Source organism: Trichocoleus sp. DQ-U1 (assembly GCF_039961925.1).
In the GTDB taxonomy this organism is placed as follows: domain Bacteria; phylum Cyanobacteriota; class Cyanobacteriia; order Cyanobacteriales; family FACHB-T130; genus FACHB-T130.
On record NZ_JAMPKB010000097.1, the window covers coordinates 1 to 16,243 of the forward strand.

The 16,243-nt window shown below is 46.6% G+C and carries 17 protein-coding genes; 9 read left to right on the plus strand and 8 right to left on the minus strand.

Features of this window, described 5'->3' with window-relative positions:
• The first annotated feature begins 223 nt into the window (after positions 1 to 223).
• Positions 224 to 1,606, plus strand: coding sequence for a cytochrome P450 (locus NDI34_RS24830; RefSeq protein ID WP_348234131.1), 1,383 nt, complete (start codon positions 224 to 226; stop codon positions 1,604 to 1,606).
• A 201-nt stretch (positions 1,607 to 1,807) separates the two neighbouring features.
• Here the strand turns inward: NDI34_RS24830 and NDI34_RS24835 are convergent, their stop codons facing one another.
• Positions 1,808 to 2,005, minus strand: a complete 198-nt coding sequence (locus NDI34_RS24835; protein WP_190414739.1) for a hypothetical protein — start codon at positions 2,003 to 2,005, stop codon at positions 1,808 to 1,810.
• Positions 2,006 to 2,286: 281 nt separating this feature from the next.
• Here NDI34_RS24835 and NDI34_RS24840 point away from each other — a divergent pair, with 281 nt between their 5' ends.
• Entirely contained in the window at positions 2,287 to 3,300 is a 1,014-nt protein-coding gene (locus tag NDI34_RS24840; RefSeq protein ID WP_348234132.1) for an SGNH/GDSL hydrolase family protein, read from the plus strand.
• A gap of 195 nt (positions 3,301 to 3,495) precedes the next feature.
• On the opposite strand, the gene NDI34_RS24845 is transcribed toward NDI34_RS24840, so the two are convergent.
• The 3 genes from NDI34_RS24845 to NDI34_RS24855 form a co-directional block, all read right to left on the minus strand.
• Complete coding sequence (locus tag NDI34_RS24845) at positions 3,496 to 4,587, minus strand: DUF3616 domain-containing protein (protein ID WP_348234133.1); 1,092 nt, start codon at positions 4,585 to 4,587, stop codon at positions 3,496 to 3,498.
• A gap of 173 nt (positions 4,588 to 4,760) precedes the next feature.
• Positions 4,761 to 5,429 (minus strand): SOS response-associated peptidase, encoded by a 669-nt coding sequence (locus NDI34_RS24850; RefSeq protein WP_190534121.1) that lies wholly within the window; start codon positions 5,427 to 5,429, stop codon positions 4,761 to 4,763.
• Between the two features lie 159 nt (positions 5,430 to 5,588).
• The gene (locus tag NDI34_RS24855) at positions 5,589 to 6,422 is read right to left on the minus strand and encodes a DNA adenine methylase (RefSeq protein WP_348234134.1); all 834 of its coding nucleotides are present in this window, start codon (positions 6,420 to 6,422) and stop codon (positions 5,589 to 5,591) included.
• Positions 6,423 to 6,527: 105 nt separating this feature from the next.
• Here NDI34_RS24855 and NDI34_RS24860 point away from each other — a divergent pair, with 105 nt between their 5' ends.
• The 5 genes from NDI34_RS24860 to NDI34_RS24880 all read left to right on the plus strand — a co-directional run bounded on the left by NDI34_RS24860 (position 6,528) and on the right by NDI34_RS24880 (position 9,657).
• Positions 6,528 to 6,689 carry a hypothetical protein gene (locus tag NDI34_RS24860; protein ID WP_348234135.1) on the plus strand — a complete coding sequence of 54 codons (162 nt, stop codon included), beginning with the start codon at positions 6,528 to 6,530 and terminating at the stop codon, positions 6,687 to 6,689.
• Positions 6,690 to 6,783: 94 nt separating this feature from the next.
• Entirely contained in the window at positions 6,784 to 6,990 is a 207-nt protein-coding gene (locus NDI34_RS24865) for a DUF751 family protein (RefSeq protein WP_190414768.1), read from the plus strand.
• Positions 6,991 to 7,041: 51 nt separating this feature from the next.
• Entirely contained in the window at positions 7,042 to 7,443 is a 402-nt protein-coding gene (gene rbfA / locus NDI34_RS24870; protein ID WP_190414734.1) for a 30S ribosome-binding factor RbfA, read from the plus strand.
• 5 nt (positions 7,444 to 7,448) lie between these two features.
• Positions 7,449 to 9,119 carry a glycoside hydrolase family 3 N-terminal domain-containing protein gene (locus NDI34_RS24875; protein ID WP_348234138.1) on the plus strand — a complete coding sequence of 557 codons (1,671 nt, stop codon included), beginning with the start codon at positions 7,449 to 7,451 and terminating at the stop codon, positions 9,117 to 9,119.
• A gap of 295 nt (positions 9,120 to 9,414) precedes the next feature.
• Positions 9,415 to 9,657: a DUF4327 family protein gene (locus NDI34_RS24880; protein ID WP_190414732.1), complete on the plus strand. Its 243-nt coding sequence runs from the start codon at positions 9,415 to 9,417 to the stop codon at positions 9,655 to 9,657.
• A gap of 421 nt (positions 9,658 to 10,078) precedes the next feature.
• Here the strand turns inward: NDI34_RS24880 and NDI34_RS24885 are convergent, their stop codons facing one another.
• Positions 10,079 to 10,471, minus strand: coding sequence for a hypothetical protein (locus NDI34_RS24885; protein WP_190414731.1), 393 nt, complete (start codon positions 10,469 to 10,471; stop codon positions 10,079 to 10,081).
• A 247-nt stretch (positions 10,472 to 10,718) separates the two neighbouring features.
• Positions 10,719 to 11,060 carry a hypothetical protein gene (locus NDI34_RS24890; RefSeq protein ID WP_190414730.1) on the minus strand — a complete coding sequence of 114 codons (342 nt, stop codon included), beginning with the start codon at positions 11,058 to 11,060 and terminating at the stop codon, positions 10,719 to 10,721.
• 145 nt (positions 11,061 to 11,205) lie between these two features.
• On the opposite strand from NDI34_RS24890, the gene NDI34_RS24895 reads away from it, so the two are divergent.
• Entirely contained in the window at positions 11,206 to 12,138 is a 933-nt protein-coding gene (locus tag NDI34_RS24895) for a cation diffusion facilitator family transporter (protein WP_348234139.1), read from the plus strand.
• Positions 12,139 to 12,316: 178 nt separating this feature from the next.
• On the opposite strand, the gene guaA is transcribed toward NDI34_RS24895, so the two are convergent.
• Positions 12,317 to 13,864, minus strand: a complete 1,548-nt coding sequence (guaA, locus tag NDI34_RS24900; protein WP_199292247.1) for a glutamine-hydrolyzing GMP synthase — start codon at positions 13,862 to 13,864, stop codon at positions 12,317 to 12,319.
• 238 nt (positions 13,865 to 14,102) lie between these two features.
• Positions 14,103 to 15,263 carry a cobalt-precorrin-5B (C(1))-methyltransferase CbiD gene (gene cbiD, locus NDI34_RS24905; protein WP_348234136.1) on the minus strand — a complete coding sequence of 387 codons (1,161 nt, stop codon included), beginning with the start codon at positions 15,261 to 15,263 and terminating at the stop codon, positions 14,103 to 14,105.
• A 124-nt stretch (positions 15,264 to 15,387) separates the two neighbouring features.
• Between cbiD and NDI34_RS24910 the strand changes: the two genes are divergently transcribed.
• Positions 15,388 to 15,720 (plus strand): STAS domain-containing protein, encoded by a 333-nt coding sequence (locus NDI34_RS24910; protein WP_348234137.1) that lies wholly within the window; start codon positions 15,388 to 15,390, stop codon positions 15,718 to 15,720.
• Positions 15,721 to 16,243 lie beyond the last annotated feature (523 nt).

Here is a 16,243-nt window from a genome sequence, read left to right on the forward strand (position 1 = left end):
CATCGACAGAGCAAAAAAGTTCTTCTAGACTAAGCATGGGACGAGCCTGTAAAGCTGTTGTGTGATGACTTTTAGCTTACTCGCTTGTCCCCTCCTTATCCCGAACTCAGGTTAGGATAAGAAGCAAGCGATCGCCCTCTGAGGACATCGGGTTGAAAGCCAACACTCCGCCCTCCAAACTCGCCACAATAGAATCGAATAGCGCTGAACACGAAACGCCTCAATGGAACTCACGAACAACCTACCCAAGGGGCCAAACACTCCGCGATCGCTGCGGTTAATGAAATTTATTTTTCAGCCCATCAAGTACCTGGATGATTATGCGAAAGCTTATGGTGACACCTTCACCATCCAGGGAAGCCAGGGGACTCCGATTGTGTATTTCAGCAAACCCCAGGACCTGCAAACGATTTTCACTGCTGATTCCAGTCAGTTAGACGCCGGGAGGGGGAACAGCGGTTTAGAGTTTTTAATGGGAGAAAATTCTCTGCTACTGCTGGATGGCGATCGCCATCAGCGCCAACGACAGATGTTAACCCCTCCCTTTCACGGGGAACGGATGCGGGCTTACGGTCAGATTATCTCTGAAATCGCCGAGCAGGTGATGAATCAATGGACGGTTGGCAAACCCTTCAACATCCGTGCGTCGATGCAAGAAATCACCCTGCGCGTCATCTTACGGGTGGTGTTTGGACTAGATGAGGGGTCGCGTTTGGAACAACTACGCAGCTTAATCGGTTCAACCCTGGACTTGATGACTTCCCGCTTCAACTCCAGCGCCTTCTTTTTTGAGTTTCTTAAACAAGATTTAGGCGATTGGAGTCCTTGGGGTCGGATGCTGCGCCAAATAAAACAAATTGACGAACTGATTTACGCTCAGATTGCGGAACGTCGAGCGGAAGCTAACCCGAATCGGCAAGATATCCTCAGCTTAATGATGTCTGCTCGTGATGAAGCAGGTCAACCGATGACGGATGTAGAGTTACGCGATGAGTTAATGACTCTGCTTGTCGCCGGACATGAAACCACCGCTTCTGCACTGACTTGGGCTTTGTACTGGGTTGACCAATTACCGCAGGTGCGCGAAAAACTGCTCGCCGAGTTGGACTCTATTGACGCCGACTCCGATCCAAGCGTTATCACTAAACTGCCCTATCTAACGGCGGTTTGCTCTGAAACGCTTCGTATCTACCCAATTGCTGCGAATACCTTTGTTCGGGTTGTGCGATCGCCCATCGAGATATCCGGCTACAAATTGCCCCCAGGAACGGTTATCGTCCCCAGTATCTATTTAGCCCACCATCGGGAGGAAACTTTCCCACAGCCGAAGCAATTCAAGCCAGAGCGCTTTTTAGAACGGCAATTTTCTCCATACGAGTATTTGCCTTTTGGTGGCGGAAATCGTCGCTGTATCGGGATGGCATTTGCCATGTATGAAATGAAATTGGTTCTCGCGACAATTGTGTCGCATTTTCAAGTGTCGCTCGTTAATAAGCGTCCGGTGATTCCAGTGCGTCGGGGTTTGACTTTAGCCGCACCGGAAGGAATGAAAATGGTTGCAACTCCTCGGCTAAAGAAGCTTGTAAATACTCCAGTCTCGGTGTAATTCGGTTTTTGAAAACTTAAAATCAAACTCCCTCAGATCATCTGGGGGAGTTTTTATCGATTTATTGCCAATGAACATGGACTAAATAACTTACAAAAGTCCCAATCTGTAGGGGTATGGCAATGCCATACCCCTACGCCGGAAATGGGGGGTTAATCAACCCATACTCCTAAGCGCCCAATCCGTGTCAATAGATGTAACTTAATAGCTGTCTCCGCCTGCAACTTGGTCGCTATCAGTAGGCACGCAAAAGTCTTGATCTAGGGAAGCATCGCGGATGGCTTGCCACTTACAAATGAGTTCAGTACCGCTGATATCGCTAGTGATGTATTGCTCAACGGCTTGTTCCAATTCTTGTGGGGTTTTGGGAACGGGAACAGTACAGATAAGTTCTGGCATAAGACAACCTCTGCTGATAGAACGGGTGCGCGGTAAGACCGTATAAGTCATATTTTAATGACATTTTCAGTAAAAAGTAGCTAAAGTTACATTTTTGAAACATGAGTTAGAGTAAGGACTTGAAAGTCCCCAAGCATAAGCGCGATCGCGTTTATGGATGAATTGCAAATGACAAGCACAGTTTGTCAAGCGATCGCTACTCGCTCAGCCATCTTCCAGAAACTTTGCTACAAGGAGAAAGCGGCTGGTGATAGCTCTAATCGGAGTTTCTGGGGATGTTCATGAAAAAGTTGTGGATGGCTACTGCTAAAGCAGCGATCGCAAAGCCTCGGCGCGTCCTTGCGCTTCTCACGCTCTTCAGCGTTTTGGGAGTTCCGAATCCGGCTTCGGCACAGAATTTTAATCAAATTTATGTTTTTGGAGATAGCCTCTCCGATGTTGGCAATGTATTAGAGGCTACCAACGGGCAATATCCTCCAAGCCCACCCTACTTTCAAGGACGCTATTCCAATGGCCCTGTTTGGGCAGATTATCTCGCCTCTAAGCTGAAATTAAAATCCAGTACAGAGACAAACTTCGCCTATGGAGGTGCTACCACAGGCAATTCTAGGCAGATTACACCCGGATTGCTGGCACAAATCGAGAGCTTTAAGGCAACCCATTCCTCGGCTAACCCGAAGGCTCTGTATGTTGTCTGGGCTGGTGCGAATGATTACCTAAGAGGCGCTACCGACTCTACCGTGCCAATCAACAATTTAGCGATCGCGGTGAAGTCCCTCTCCGCAGCAGGCGCAAAAAATATCGTAGTTGTTAACTTACCAGATTTAGGAAAGCTTCCCGGCACACGCACAACTCAACGTTCCGGCTCCCTCAACGTTTTAACAAAGAAGCATAATTCTGGATTAGCCACATCCCTCAACGGTTTGCGTCAGCAACTCAACTCTGACATCAAAATCACCTATCTTGATGTCAATTCTCTTTATAATCAAGTCACCAACAATCCAAAAAAATTCGGTTTCACGAATGTAACCAACGCCTGCGTTAGCAGAGCCAAAATATGTAACAATCCAAACGAATATTTATTTTGGGATAGCATTCATCCCACGACTGCCGCCCATAAGTTATTTGTAGAATTAGCCTTCCCAGCGCTAAAATCTACGCTCGAACCTCGCACAGTTTCTAGCTCTCAAACCACGGTTGAACCTACTATCGCAGTAGGCGGGATTATATTATTAGGTGCTGTTGGTGGCGGATTAATCGTGACGCGCATTCAGGGGATGAAAAACAAATCCTAAGAAGCGATTTGCCCTTTCCTGCGTGGCTAGTATAGGAAGGACGCGATCGCGTTAGCATCGCTAACTTGTCAGTTCGCATTTTTCTCTTTTGCTAAGGGCTAATAATCTCCAACACATTTAGCGATTAGTGCGGTTCTCAATGAACGTGCAATATATATTGTTTGTAAGGACACGGCAATGCCGTGTCCCTGAGAGTTAACAAGGTAGAGACTTCAGACTGAAGACATCTGCAAAAATACCATTCGGCTTCACGACTCTATTCTCATCCGGAGAATCATAAACCACCATTAGAGAATTTGGTTGCCCTAAACAGGGAAACAGTGCCAACCCTTCCGCATGATCGGAACCAAATCTGAAAGGCAGATCAAACAACACTTCCAAATCTCCCTCTTTCTGCCAAGAGATGCTGTTTTCATCACGTTGTAAGGCATTTTTCAGGCGGAAGACTCTCAGCGCACCTTCTAAATCCATCGTGGGTCCCGCTAGAACGATCAAGTCTTCACCATCCAGACATAGTTCCCGGACACCTAACCCATTCAACTCTACAAAATGTTTTTTGTATTGCTTCCCATCTTTGCCAATTTTCTTCAGCGTTAAAATTCCTGGCTCTGTTTCTGCAACTTCAACCTCTAAAATAATTGCCCACCCTCTCAGTACAGGGCCTCGCAAGCCGATAAAAATCCTATCTCCCCGAATCGCTAAGCCTTCGATATCAAATCCATTTTCTTTAGAGGGGATAGAAGTTGTTAGAAATGCCCCTAGGTGCCTATCTTGTTTGAGTGCTTCTATCAGAACGTTACTATTTCCTATTTTTTGCAGACAGGCTGCTGTCAGTTTTTTATCTGACTGTTCTGGGTGAGAGACTGATTTAACTAATTCACCTTTTACTACAGGAATTCGGGCAAGTAAATAACGGTTTGGTTCAAACTTTATGGTTGCTAGTTTATCAAGATCCTTCTCAAGGTCTTTGCCCTTTATTTTTTTACGCTTTGTACTGTGGGAACCGATGAACCAAAGATAATGGTTTGTATAATCCATTCCCTCAATATCGATTTCGCCTTCCGGATCGGCTAAATCGATAAAATCTTTTACAAAAAATTGCTGATGTTTGCCGAAGATATATGGCTCGACAGGGGATAATCGCTCAATCGTTCTCGTTTCATCAGAACCTACCCACAAACTGCCATCAGGTGTCAAAGCAGCCGCTGATAAATCTTGACTAAGAGGTTCATCAGCTTTGCCGTTGAAGCGAATGAGTACGCGGCTGAGCAAGAAACTTTCTGGCATAACGGCTGCTTTCCTAAAACGGTTTGGACTCGATAGAAATCACTGCCAGCATAGCTCACGCTTGACTGGTTTTTACCCTCTACCGGAAGACAGAAGTTTTGGAAGTATTTGAGGAGGCAAACTGGAAGGTAAGGCGATCGATGCTCACCCGACTATCTTGAGAGTGCGATCGCTTAAAGGCTATTGATCAACTCCGCCGTATCATTCATTGGTTTATTTACCTTTGTGCTGACTGGATAAGTTGCCATTTCTTCTGCTGAATATGGACGCAACAAAGGCTGTAATAACTCCGGCTTTTGCACCTGTGAATCCAACCACAAATCATAATCTTTTGGATCGAGAATGACTGGCATTCGGTTGTGAATCGGGCGCATTACCTCATTGGGTTCTGTTGTCAAAATTGTGCAAGAATCTATTTCCTCACCATCCTCTCCTTCCCAATGCTCCCACAAACCAGCAAAGCCGAAAGGTTGTCCATCATTGACGCGACAATAAAATGGCTGCTTTTTCCCGTCTTGCTGCTTCCACTCATAAAAACCATCCGCTACTACTAAGCAACGTCGTTGTTTAAAAGCTGCCCGAAAAGCCGGTTTTTCGGCTACCGTTTCCACCCGTGCATTAATCAGTTTTGCTCCCATTTTTGTATCTTTTGCCCAACGGGGAATCAGCCCCCAATGCAGCATTTTGAACTGTCGTTGAGACTGTTCTGGATTTTGTAAAACTGTCTGTACTGACTGGGTGGGCGCAATATTATAACGAGGCATCAGGAGTGGAACATCATTTACCTGGAATGCTTGGGCGATTGTCTCAGCGGACTTACTTTGGGTAAATCTTCCACACATACTTCTATCCCATGTGGTAAATTACAAATTTGCAAGCTTATTTCAATCGAGCAATTAACACTCTAACGGTCGAATAATATATACATCCTATTATAACAAATACCAATAATTCAGTAAAATTGTACGGCGAATACTTTACGTTATTTTATGGGAAAACAGTTATACTGCATAACCTGTGATTAATAATTCAGATATTTTACCCCGTTTTCTAGCGTTGGAATTAATCATTCTGGAAGCTGATATCTCATAAATATTAAAATCGCTGTAAATTTCTCGGATAAACAGACAGTCAGAATTAGAAAGCATCACTTTAACACCCCGATTCGCCAGTTCTACAAAGACATCCCTAAGCCGAATTTGGTCAGCTTCATTAAAAGAATGACGGCTATAGGCGGTAAAGTTACTGGTAGAGCTTAGAGGATAATAAGGCGGGTCAAAGAAAACAAAATCTTCAGCGTTTTCCGCAGATTGTAGGACAGCTTCAAAAGGTTTAACATCAATCAGGGCACTCTGAAGTGCAGCGGAAACTGCCCTAAGTAAAGCTGAATTACAAATTTTTGGATTTTTGTATTTCCCAATCGGAACATTAAATTGCCCTTTTGAGTTTTCTCGATACAATCCGTTGAAGCAAGTTTTGTTGAGGTAAATAAATCGAGCAGCTCTTTCTAGAGGGGTGTTAGGTTGCATCAATCGCACGCAGTAATAATACTCCTTACTATGATTCATTTGATGCTGATGCAAGAATTCAATTAGCGGCTCTACTTCATCCCTCACACATCGGAAAACATTGACCAAATCGGCATTAATATCCGTTAAAATAGATACTTTTGGCACTAAATGAAAGAAAAGAGCGCCACCGCCCAAGAATGGCTCATAGTAAGTTGTAAATTTTGGGGGAAAATAGGGAATATATTGCTGAATTAGCTGGCTTTTCCCACCAGCCCATTTTAGAAAAGGACGCGCTCTTTCTTGTTGTGTCGTCTGAGTTGACATTGCTTCTAGCTATCTAAAAAAGTTAAAGCGTTTGTAACAGTTGTTGTGGAAGTGGGGGGATATAATTTAATTTAGAATACCTAGGGAGTTCGACAAGAGGAAAAAATGACTATCACCGCGACCAAAACACGCGATCGCTCTTATGAGTCCGTGTGTTATCGGGCAATGTGTTATGAGTCAATATGTCGCGGTTGCACAAATATAGTGGGTAGTAACCTGCTACCACCGGACGCTTGGCGAACCATCTCTCGACGAAACCCCATTTAGGGGCGATGCCGAGCTTGTCGAACTCGCAGACAAATGTTACCAGTTAAGATGCAGTGACTTATCGCCGCTTTTTGTGTCGGCTACTTTAAATAATATGTTTGATGGCTTTTGGGAAAATATCTCTCGCTACCCCCGCTACTTTGTCACCATTATCCTAGGGGTATTCTTTTATACCTTTGGGTGGTTGAAACCGCTACTCCAAAATCGAACCAGCGCGATCGCTTTGATGGGCTTTCTGGTGGCAGCCTTAACTTTTATTACCCTAACCCTACGGGCGATGCTGGGAGTGAGTCCGATTTAGGTAGGATGAGTAAAAGCATTGCTCACACTGTCTTAAAGGCAGCAGATGATTATGGCTACAAGTCGCCGCGTTTCTCGCGTTGCCGCACTGATTAAACGCGAAATCAGCCAAATGCTGCTAACCGAAATCAAAGATGATCGCGTGGGTGCTGGCATGGTCAGCGTCACCGATGTGGATGTGTCAGGCGACCTACAACACGCTAAAATCTTCGTCAGCATCTATGGCACCGAGGAAGCGAAGGTAGAAACGATGGCTGGGTTAAGAGCAGCAACTGGCTTTGTCCGCAGCGAACTCGGTCAACGGTTGCGGCTGCGTCGGACACCAGAGTTACTGTTTCAGGAAGATCGTTCTCTGGAAAGGGGCGATCGCATTTTGTCTTTGTTGAATCAGCTTAATCAAGACCGTCCGGCTGCGAGAGTGGAAGAAGAAGACATCGTTGAGGCAGAAGATTGAAATCTGTGGCATTGCTGCCGGAGTGGGAATCGCTCTCTCTAGCAGAACAGGTAGCGCAAATGGTCGTGGTACGGGCGTCAGGCTACCTGTTCGACCACCAAATTCAGTATCCAGATTGGGAACCCCCGGCGGCAGTTCTGCAACACTGGGTGCAGGATTTGGGCGTCGGGGGGGTCATTTTGTTGGGAGGCAGTGCTGGAGAATTAGCACTGCGATCGCAACAACTCCAAGACTGGGCAAAAACCCCCTTGCTGATCGCGGCTGATATTGAAGAAGGCGTCGGACAACGCTTTTCTGGGGCAACTTGGTTTCCGCCACCGATGGCAATCGGGGCAGTATTCCGGAAAGATGCCTCTCTTGCCTTGAAATACGCCGAACAAATGGGAGGCATCATCGCCTCGGAAGCCCTCGCGATTGGCATCAACTGGGTGCTTGCGCCGGTTGTGGATGTGAATAACAATCCTAATAATCCAGTGATTAACGTCCGGGCGTTTGGCGAAAACCCAGAGGAAGTGACTCAACTAGCGTCTGCTTTTATCCGGGGGGCGAAAGCTTATCCGGTGTTAACGACTGCTAAGCATTTTCCCGGACATGGCGATACGGCGGTGGATTCCCATCTAGATTTGCCCGTCTTGCCCCATTCCCCGGCACGACTGGCTGAGATTGAGTTACTGCCGTTTCAAGAAGCAATCGGTACGGGTACAGCCTCCGGTGTAGATGCCGTAATGAGTGCCCATCTCCTGATCCCGGCTTGGGATGCCGAACGCCCTGCCACCCTTTCCCAACCGATTTTGACTCAACTGCTGCGGCAACAGCTGGGATTTGAAGGATTAATTGTTACCGATGCATTGGTGATGGGAGCGATCGCCAACCGCTATGGAGCAAATGAAGCTCCAGTCTTAGCTGTCGAAGCCGGTGCAGATATTTTGCTGATGCCAGTCGATCCTGCGGGTGCTATCCAAGCGGTGTGCGACGCGGTAGCACAGGGACGCATTTCAGAGGCGCGAATTCGTGCCTCTGTTGAGCGTATCTGGACAGCCAAGCGCCGAGTCCAACAAGGCACAGCACAGCCGCCTGTAGAGGCAAGGGCGATCGCGCCTGAAGTCCAACCAGCCCCTTCCCCATTCCCTCCCCATCTCCTCCAACTAGCTCAACCACACGCCCTCGCCACAGCTGCCAACATCGTGCGAGAGGCGCTCGTTGTTCATGGCGAAATCCCTTTACTTCCCAGTCAGGGCAACTTACGCAACTTAATTGTGGTGGATGATACCCTGAATTGTGATTTTCTCGATAAACAAGCACCGGCTGTGGCTCTGCCAAAACAGCACGGCTATCAACTCCAACTACTCGATCCCCACACCACCTTAATTCCTGGCTGGGTGTTTTATCATAAATCGGGTTTAAATGCCCAGCCAACCCTACTCCAGCTGTTCATCCGTGGGAATCCTTTCCGAGGCAGTGCTGGCTTGACACCGTTGGCTCAGGACTTGTTTAAAAAACTCTTAGGAAATGCCGAACTCCAAGCGCTAGTGATTTACGGCAGTCCTTATCTTCTGGAACAGTTTCTCCCACACCTGCCCCCGCATATCCCTTGTGTGTTTTCTTACGGGCAGATGCCAGCAGCTCAGGCGATCGCCCTTGAAGTTTTGTTCGGTGCCCCAGCTCTAAGCATTTAGCAACTGTGCAGCACATTGATTAATTTTGTTAATCAATGTCATAACCGTTATCACCGATTATTTACGGTGTCTTCAATTTGAAAATACAGGCTTAATTATAAATAGATCCGTTCTTCGACAATTTCATCAGCATAAGGATATATTTTTATGTCAAAGTTCCCTGACTTTTGGAATCCTTATTAAACGAATAAATTCATTTGTAACTTGATATACTGTTCAAAAATTATTTCCGCGCTAAGCAGTATTGGATTATATTAAGTTATAGTCGTAGCTCGTTAGTTTCGAGGCTGAGACCATGACTGCTGATATAATGCCGCCTAAATCATCTGTGCAATACTCCATCGACGTTCTTCAAGAAGAAGCCCGTCAATTGGTGGAGAAAGGAATTGTGACTCGTCAGCAACCCATCTACGTTCTGTGCCAGTACATCCCTGCACGGGAGTGGGTTTGTGTTGAGTGTGAATTAGAAAGATGCAATATCTTACTCCGCGATCGCATCGGCGATCTGATGGGGCAAGAACAATGGGACAACGATTGATATTTTTTTACCTTTAAGACAATCCTACAGTTCCACTGGAAACAGTGAAACTCAGGACAAGCTTGATTCCACGCTTGTCTCAACTTAAGGAAAGACTGCTTTTATTCTTTCACCTGTTGATTCTTAATTAGCCTGGTTTGGAGAATATTCTGATTCTTTCTAGTGCGAATAATTAAGTTCGCTTCTTAGACCTATCCAAAAAGTGAAGATGCCATTCTGAGCAAAACGTTGTGGAGTGTTGGCGTAACGTTGTCATCAACAATCGCGCTGCGATCGCGCAAATCTCTTTGCAGGATCTCTGCTCAAACCGAGATGCGTGACAACACTTCAACTCCTTCGTTTTGCTCAGCACAAACTTTCAGATAGGCTACTAGGAGCAAGCCTAATAAATGCTTTGATAAAGCTGCTAGCAATCCCCGACCTAAATCCCTGAGTTGGGGTCGCGCAGCTTTTCTAACTCAGTTCGCATTGCAGCAATTTGTGCAGTTAGCTCCTCTAGCTCCAATTGCGTATCTGGCTGGGCAACCGTTGTCACCGGCGTTGTCGCAGGGCGGCTCGGAGTTCCAGAAGATTGTGTGCTAGCTGCATCATTGGCTTGCGCCATTAGAGAATTCAGGAAAGTGCGGGCTTCAAGCTCCGTAATCTCTCCTTTTTCTGCTAGTTGTTGAACCACCAGATTGACGTCTGACTTTAACAGCTCAAGATTTTGCTCTCGCTTTTGAGTGTCTTGTACGCTCTCAACTAGAGAAGCGGTTGCACCCAAAGTAACGCGAAATCCTTTTTGTACTAACTCCAGCAGATTATTAGAGTTCATTAGATAAATCAGTCAGATTGAATGAAGGTTAGACAGCCCTTAGCGATCGCTTTCGATAAATAACCGCTCGGCACCACTCACTTTTAAGTTTCTAGCTTTCGGCTTTCCGCCAAGCGAGTAAACAAACGCAGGATCTGGCGTCTTAATGCTACCATTTAGCACACACAAAGGGACATTTTGCAGACTTCTTAGGGTAGTAGCATCCGTCCTAAGAAAGAATCTAAAGCAACCATTTGCCCGCCCAGTTTTAGCCCATCTGTTCTAAATACTGATTAACATCCTCAATTAAGCGAGTGAGTTCTGCCTCCGTAGTCAGGCGAATGCGGTCATCTCGGAGGGAGATCAAAACTTTAGCGGCAAAGGGAGTCGGCCAGATATTAGGATTGCAGAAAATCTCTAGAAAGACATCCCCCGTGTATCGATATTCCATTGGTTTTTGGGGATTGGTTTTGCCGCCGCCACCTGCAATGACTTTGAGACTCTGCATCAACTGAGCGATCGCGCCTTGTAAATCTTGGGCTGCCTGGGGCGTAAAGCTAAAGGAAACAGAACCTTCAACTAAGTTGAGGATGAGTTTTGAAGAAGACATGAGCAATCAAGAGTTTTGAATTGTGAATCAACTTATCACTCATAACTTAGAACAGACAGCATTTACAAGAGGATAGATGCAAGGTGAAGCCATAAGCTTTAGACTGAATGCCATAGAACTCTAAATGGCGAGTGAGGAAAATTCTGTGGTAGCAGATAACCGCTCGGCAGTGCGTAAGGTTTTAATCATTACCCTACTGCTCAATCTGTTCGTCATGACGTTGAAGGCAGTGCTGGGGTCATGGACGGGTTCTCTCAGCTTGCTAGCGGATGCCTTGCATAGCGTTACCGATAGCGCCAACAACATTTTGGGATTAATTGCCAGCCGATTTTCTTCGCCCCAACCCGATCGGGATCATCCTTACGGACACCAGAAATTTGAGGGCGTGGGAGCGTTAGGAATTGCCGCCTTCTTAGGAATTGCCTGCTTTGAAATTCTGCAAGGGGCAATTGAACGAATTCTCAGCGGCGGTGGTAAACCCGTCATCATTTCCCCCTCTGAGCTGTGGTTACTGCTGATTGTGCTGGGCGTGAATATTTTTGTCACGTTCTACGAACGCCATGTTGGGCAGCAGGTAGGCAGCCCCATTTTAATTGCAGATGCCCAGCACACCATGAGCGATGTCTGGGTGACAATTGCTGTTTTGGGTGGGTTGATTGGCGTCTGGCAAGGACAGGTATTGAATCTGCCGCAACTTCAGTGGTTGGATATTATTCTCTCCTTTCCCGTTGCCTTGTTAGTGTTTCGCAGTGGTTGGAACGTGATTAAAGATAATTTGCCCTGGCTAGTCGATGAGATGGCGATCGCGCCCGAAGCCATTCATGGGATCGTCATCCAAGTTCCAGGAGTGATTAATTGTCACGAAATTGCTTCTAGAGGCGTTGTTGGGCGTCAGGTATTCATCGAAATGCACTTGATTGTAGACGTCACCGATGTAGAAACTGCCCACCAAATTACAGAAGAAGTCGAGAACCGCCTAAAAGAAAAATTTAGCCCCGTCCGAATTTTGATTCACATCGAGCCACCTGCTTACCAATCCGATCAAATTACCTACGAAGCAGAATCAAAATCTAGGTAGTTTTCCACAGATGAGAGGACTTTTCCACAGAATTTTACGAGTTTTCCACAAAAGTTAAAGAAAACATAATTTATCTCAAAATAAAGTTGAACCGCTCTTTCAAGCCAAAAAGAGACAGAGCTTTCGCTCCATCTCTTCAACTTTGGGTACCTTTGCGTTAAAAATCCCTACAACCTTATTATTCCCACTCGATAGTTCCAGGTGGCTTAGAAGTAATATCGTAAACCACTCGATTCACACCCCGAACTTCATTCACAATTCGGGTGGAAATCGTTTCCAACAAATCGTAGGGAACACGCGCCCAGTCTGCCGTCATGCCATCTTCGCTAGAAACAAAGCGCAAGACAATCGGGTAAGCGTAGGTGCGCTGATCGCCCATTACGCCTACGCTGCGGATCGGCAGCAACACGGCAAAAGCTTGCCAGAAGTCGTGGTACATCCCCTGGCGATTAATTTCCTGACGAACAATTAAGTCAGCATCCCGCAGGATATTTAACCGTTCTGCCGTCACTTCGCCCAAAATGCGAATCGCCAGTCCGGGACCAGGGAAGGGTTGCCGTTGTACAATTTCCTCTGGCAATCCAATCGAGCGACCGACTTTTCGCACTTCATCTTTGAACAATTTTCGTAAAGGTTCGATCAACTTGAAGCGCAAGTCTTTGGGCAAGCCGCCGACGTTGTGATGACTCTTAATTTTCACTGCCACCCGTTCGCCACTTTTGGGATCGACGTTCGTGTCGGCTGATTCAATCACGTCGGGGTAGAGAGTACCTTGGGCAAGGTAGTCAAAGGGGCCAAGGCGTCGAGATTCTTCTTCAAATACGCGGATAAATTCGTGCCCGATGCGGCGACGCTTTTCTTCAGGATCGCTAATTCCTTCAATTTGATTGAGGAAGCGATCGCGTGCTTGCACATACTCGACAGAAATGTGAAATTGCTCGTGGAACAGCTTCACCAACCGTTCTGGTTCATACTTACGCATGAAGCCTTGGTCGATAAATACACACGTCAGTTGGTCGCCAATTGCCTTGTGCAGCAAAAAGGCAAGCGTAGAAGAATCAACGCCGCCAGAAAGTGCTAGCAACACCCGCTTATCGCCGACTTTTGCCCGAATCTCTCGAATCGACTCCTCAACAAACGCCGCTGTTGTCCAAGTCGGTTCGCAGTCGCAGATGTGATAGACAAAGTTACGGATTAAGGCAATTCCCCCAATCGAATGGACGACTTCGGGGTGGAATTGAACTCCGTATAGCTTTTTCTCGTGATGAGCGATCGCTGCGGCTGGCGTATTTATCGTGTGTGCCAGCACTTCAAACCCTGACGGCATCTTGGTTACAGAGTCCCCGTGGCTCATCCACATGGTCGTGCCATCTTCCACATTGGTGAGCAAATCCGTGGGATCGTCAATCAATAGCGACGCCTTGCCATACTCACCCCGGTCAGCTTTGGTGACTTCCCCACCCAATTGCTGCACCATTATCTGCATCCCGTAACAGACTCCCAGGACGGGAATCCCCAGGTTCCATATTTCCGGATCGCAATGGGGGGCACCCGTGTCATACACCGAACTTGGACCACCGGAGAAGATAATCCCCTTGGGATTTAGCTGTCGTAGCTGTTCGGCAGTGGTGCGATAGGAAAGAACTTCCGAGTAAACTTGTGTTTCCCGAATCCGACGGGCAATCAGTTCAGAATACTGAGAGCCGAAGTCAAGAATCACAATCATTTGGCGATTTAGTTGCCCCAAATACTCGATTTGAGGCGGTGTTTCAGTCTGGAGAGTCACCGGCTTATCCTGAGTAGGTAGAGTACAGATGTACAGATAGTCTTTAATGGATTAAAAACTGGCTAATTGTTTATTGCTATTAGCCAGTCTTCCATGATTCGATTACGCCACTGACAATAGCGGCAGATAAAAAACTTCTTTATTGCTATTTATTAAGTTGATGTGTATTCATATAAAACTAACACACTTGATACAGTAACGAGGTACCTGTTTTACTTTTAACGATAATTTGGCGATCGCGGTCAAACAGGACGGAACCGACCGTAACGAGTTGTTCGCTGTGAGTACGGATGTAATCGTGCGATCGCTTGTCAATGCTTTGAGCGATCGCGCCATAAACTTGCCCCACCCAATCGCTACTACCTGCTGCATCCAATTGGCGCAGGTATTTCAAGGCGTCTTCAGCAGTGGCGCTCTTCAAAACTGCCTGCAATACCGGCGTTGGTAAACCGAGATTCGCACAATGAGCGGTCAAAATTTCCTGACGTCCATCTGCCAAGTGATGATGGGTGTGAAAAATCCCACCCGCAAGTTTCATCAATTTTCCGTGGTAGCCAAATAATAAAATATTCTTGACTTTTTGCACTCCTGATGATGCTAGCAATGGTCCCAGCCAATTCGCTGTCTTAATCATTCTTTCTGGATTGATTCCCAACCCCTGGGCTAAATCTAAGCCATTTTCCCCGATACAAAACACCAAACAATCAAAACAGTTAGCCTTCTGTTGCAGTTCCTCGCGGAAAGCCTCCAGTTGTCCGGGGGCACTCAGCGGTTGGGAAATGCCGCTTGTTCCGAGTAAGGAGAGTCCTTCCACAACCCCAAAGGCTTCATTTGAGGTGCGTTGAGCGAGTTTACGCCCTTCTGGCAAAATAATCGTCACCTGGATTTTCTCGTCAGGTTCCAGCATCCGCTCCAAATTCTCTCGGATCAGCCGCTGAGCATAACGATAAATAGCAGGTTGATCGTCAGCACTCACCAAACGCCCGATCCCTTCACCGCCTTTGATCCAGACTGAGGGCTGAGGATCTAAAAACTCTTTTTGTTCATTATTAATTTTTAATCCTTGATTTTTAATTTCTACCAGCGCCCAGACTGGCGTGTTGCGGGTAAGGTCAAGGTTATCGCCAGGATCGCTACGAGCGATCGCTAACGCCATCCCTTCACCGATACCGGCAACCTGCTCAATCGGAATCAACACCGTTTCGGCGGGTTCAATTAAATCCACTGGCACGGCGTCCAACGGTGACGCTCCTTGCTGCAACCAGCGCAAGGCGGCAACAGCAGCGGCACAGGCAAACACGGGCAATGTATATCCAGACCGGGGTTGGGGACAGATCATTGTTTAATAGCGATCGCAAACACTGACAAGCGTGACATTTGACATCAGAACCTTCGGGATTTTATTGGAATGTGTTTGTAGATAGGTTGTGTTCTTTGATTGACGACACGTTTTAGAAAATCCCATGAAAGCCATTATGAACTCAGTCACCAAGCCCCGCGCTCAAGTTAGCTGCCAGGAAATTCGCCCTAGCACAGTGGTGCTAAGACCCAGCGGTTGTCTAGATAGTGTTACCAGCCCCGCTTTCAGCAAGTCTCTAGAGAAAGCCTTGGAGTTGGCAACTGACACTGTTGTAGTGGATCTGCTGTCAGTTAACGCCGTGAAAAGGGACGGAGTCAAGTGCTTACTGACTGGAATGAAGCGAGCCGTAGCACTAGGCAAGAATCTTTCGATTGAATTTCTGGATGTGGCGACGCAAACCGTTCTGGAATCGGCTCAGAACAACTTTGCGTTATAGCCGTTGTCAATGAGCGTTCAGTACATCGGGAGGTTAACACAGAGCTAGCTGTGTTAACCTCCCGATGTATTAAATACAAGTGAGAACCGCTCAATCATCCCAGTTGTGAGCCAAGATAGAGAAGCATATTTTTTTGGAGCGGACAAAGTTAACGCCTCACCTTACTGCTTTGTCCGGTTCAGGAGTCACTTCATCAGTACACGTGAATTCAGCAATGGCAGTCTTTTCAGAATCCATTCGCTTGTTATTGGTCATTAAAGCGATCGCCTTAACGAATTGACTAGGAAAAACGGTTCTCAACTCAACATTTGGGTGGTATAGATTTCTTCTCCAACAGTCGATTTATTACATTGTGTTGCTATATCTAACTCTCCGAAATTAGAAAACCCGTAAATATACTCTACTGATCCCGTGAGTTCTCGCTTAGGTTCTATCTATGAGCCTGATGGCTCTCAATTATTCCTTAACTGAACTAAATAGAAGAAGTTATTTGTGACTATGGCAACGCGATCGCACGACCCCC

Bases quoted from the DNA above. Each gene is read 5' to 3' on its own strand.
- NDI34_RS24830 (WP_348234131.1), top strand. From the start codon at position 224: ATGGAACTCACGAACAACCTACCCAAGGGGCCAAACACTCCGCGATCG.
- NDI34_RS24835 (WP_190414739.1), bottom strand. From the start codon at position 2,005: ATGCCAGAACTTATCTGTACTGTTCCCGTTCCCAAAACCCCACAAGAA.
- NDI34_RS24840 (WP_348234132.1), top strand. From the start codon at position 2,287: ATGAAAAAGTTGTGGATGGCTACTGCTAAAGCAGCGATCGCAAAGCCT.
- NDI34_RS24845 (WP_348234133.1), bottom strand. From the start codon at position 4,587: ATGCCAGAAAGTTTCTTGCTCAGCCGCGTACTCATTCGCTTCAACGGC.
- NDI34_RS24850 (WP_190534121.1), bottom strand. From the start codon at position 5,429: ATGTGTGGAAGATTTACCCAAAGTAAGTCCGCTGAGACAATCGCCCAA.
- NDI34_RS24855 (WP_348234134.1), bottom strand. From the start codon at position 6,422: ATGTCAACTCAGACGACACAACAAGAAAGAGCGCGTCCTTTTCTAAAA.
- NDI34_RS24860 (WP_348234135.1), top strand. From the start codon at position 6,528: ATGACTATCACCGCGACCAAAACACGCGATCGCTCTTATGAGTCCGTG.
- NDI34_RS24865 (WP_190414768.1), top strand. From the start codon at position 6,784: ATGTTTGATGGCTTTTGGGAAAATATCTCTCGCTACCCCCGCTACTTT.
- rbfA (WP_190414734.1), top strand. From the start codon at position 7,042: ATGGCTACAAGTCGCCGCGTTTCTCGCGTTGCCGCACTGATTAAACGC.
- NDI34_RS24880 (WP_190414732.1), top strand. From the start codon at position 9,415: ATGACTGCTGATATAATGCCGCCTAAATCATCTGTGCAATACTCCATC.
- NDI34_RS24885 (WP_190414731.1), bottom strand. From the start codon at position 10,471: ATGAACTCTAATAATCTGCTGGAGTTAGTACAAAAAGGATTTCGCGTT.
- NDI34_RS24890 (WP_190414730.1), bottom strand. From the start codon at position 11,060: ATGTCTTCTTCAAAACTCATCCTCAACTTAGTTGAAGGTTCTGTTTCC.
- guaA (WP_199292247.1), bottom strand. From the start codon at position 13,864: ATGATTGTGATTCTTGACTTCGGCTCTCAGTATTCTGAACTGATTGCC.
- cbiD (WP_348234136.1), bottom strand. From the start codon at position 15,263: ATGATCTGTCCCCAACCCCGGTCTGGATATACATTGCCCGTGTTTGCC.
- NDI34_RS24910 (WP_348234137.1), top strand. From the start codon at position 15,388: ATGAAAGCCATTATGAACTCAGTCACCAAGCCCCGCGCTCAAGTTAGC.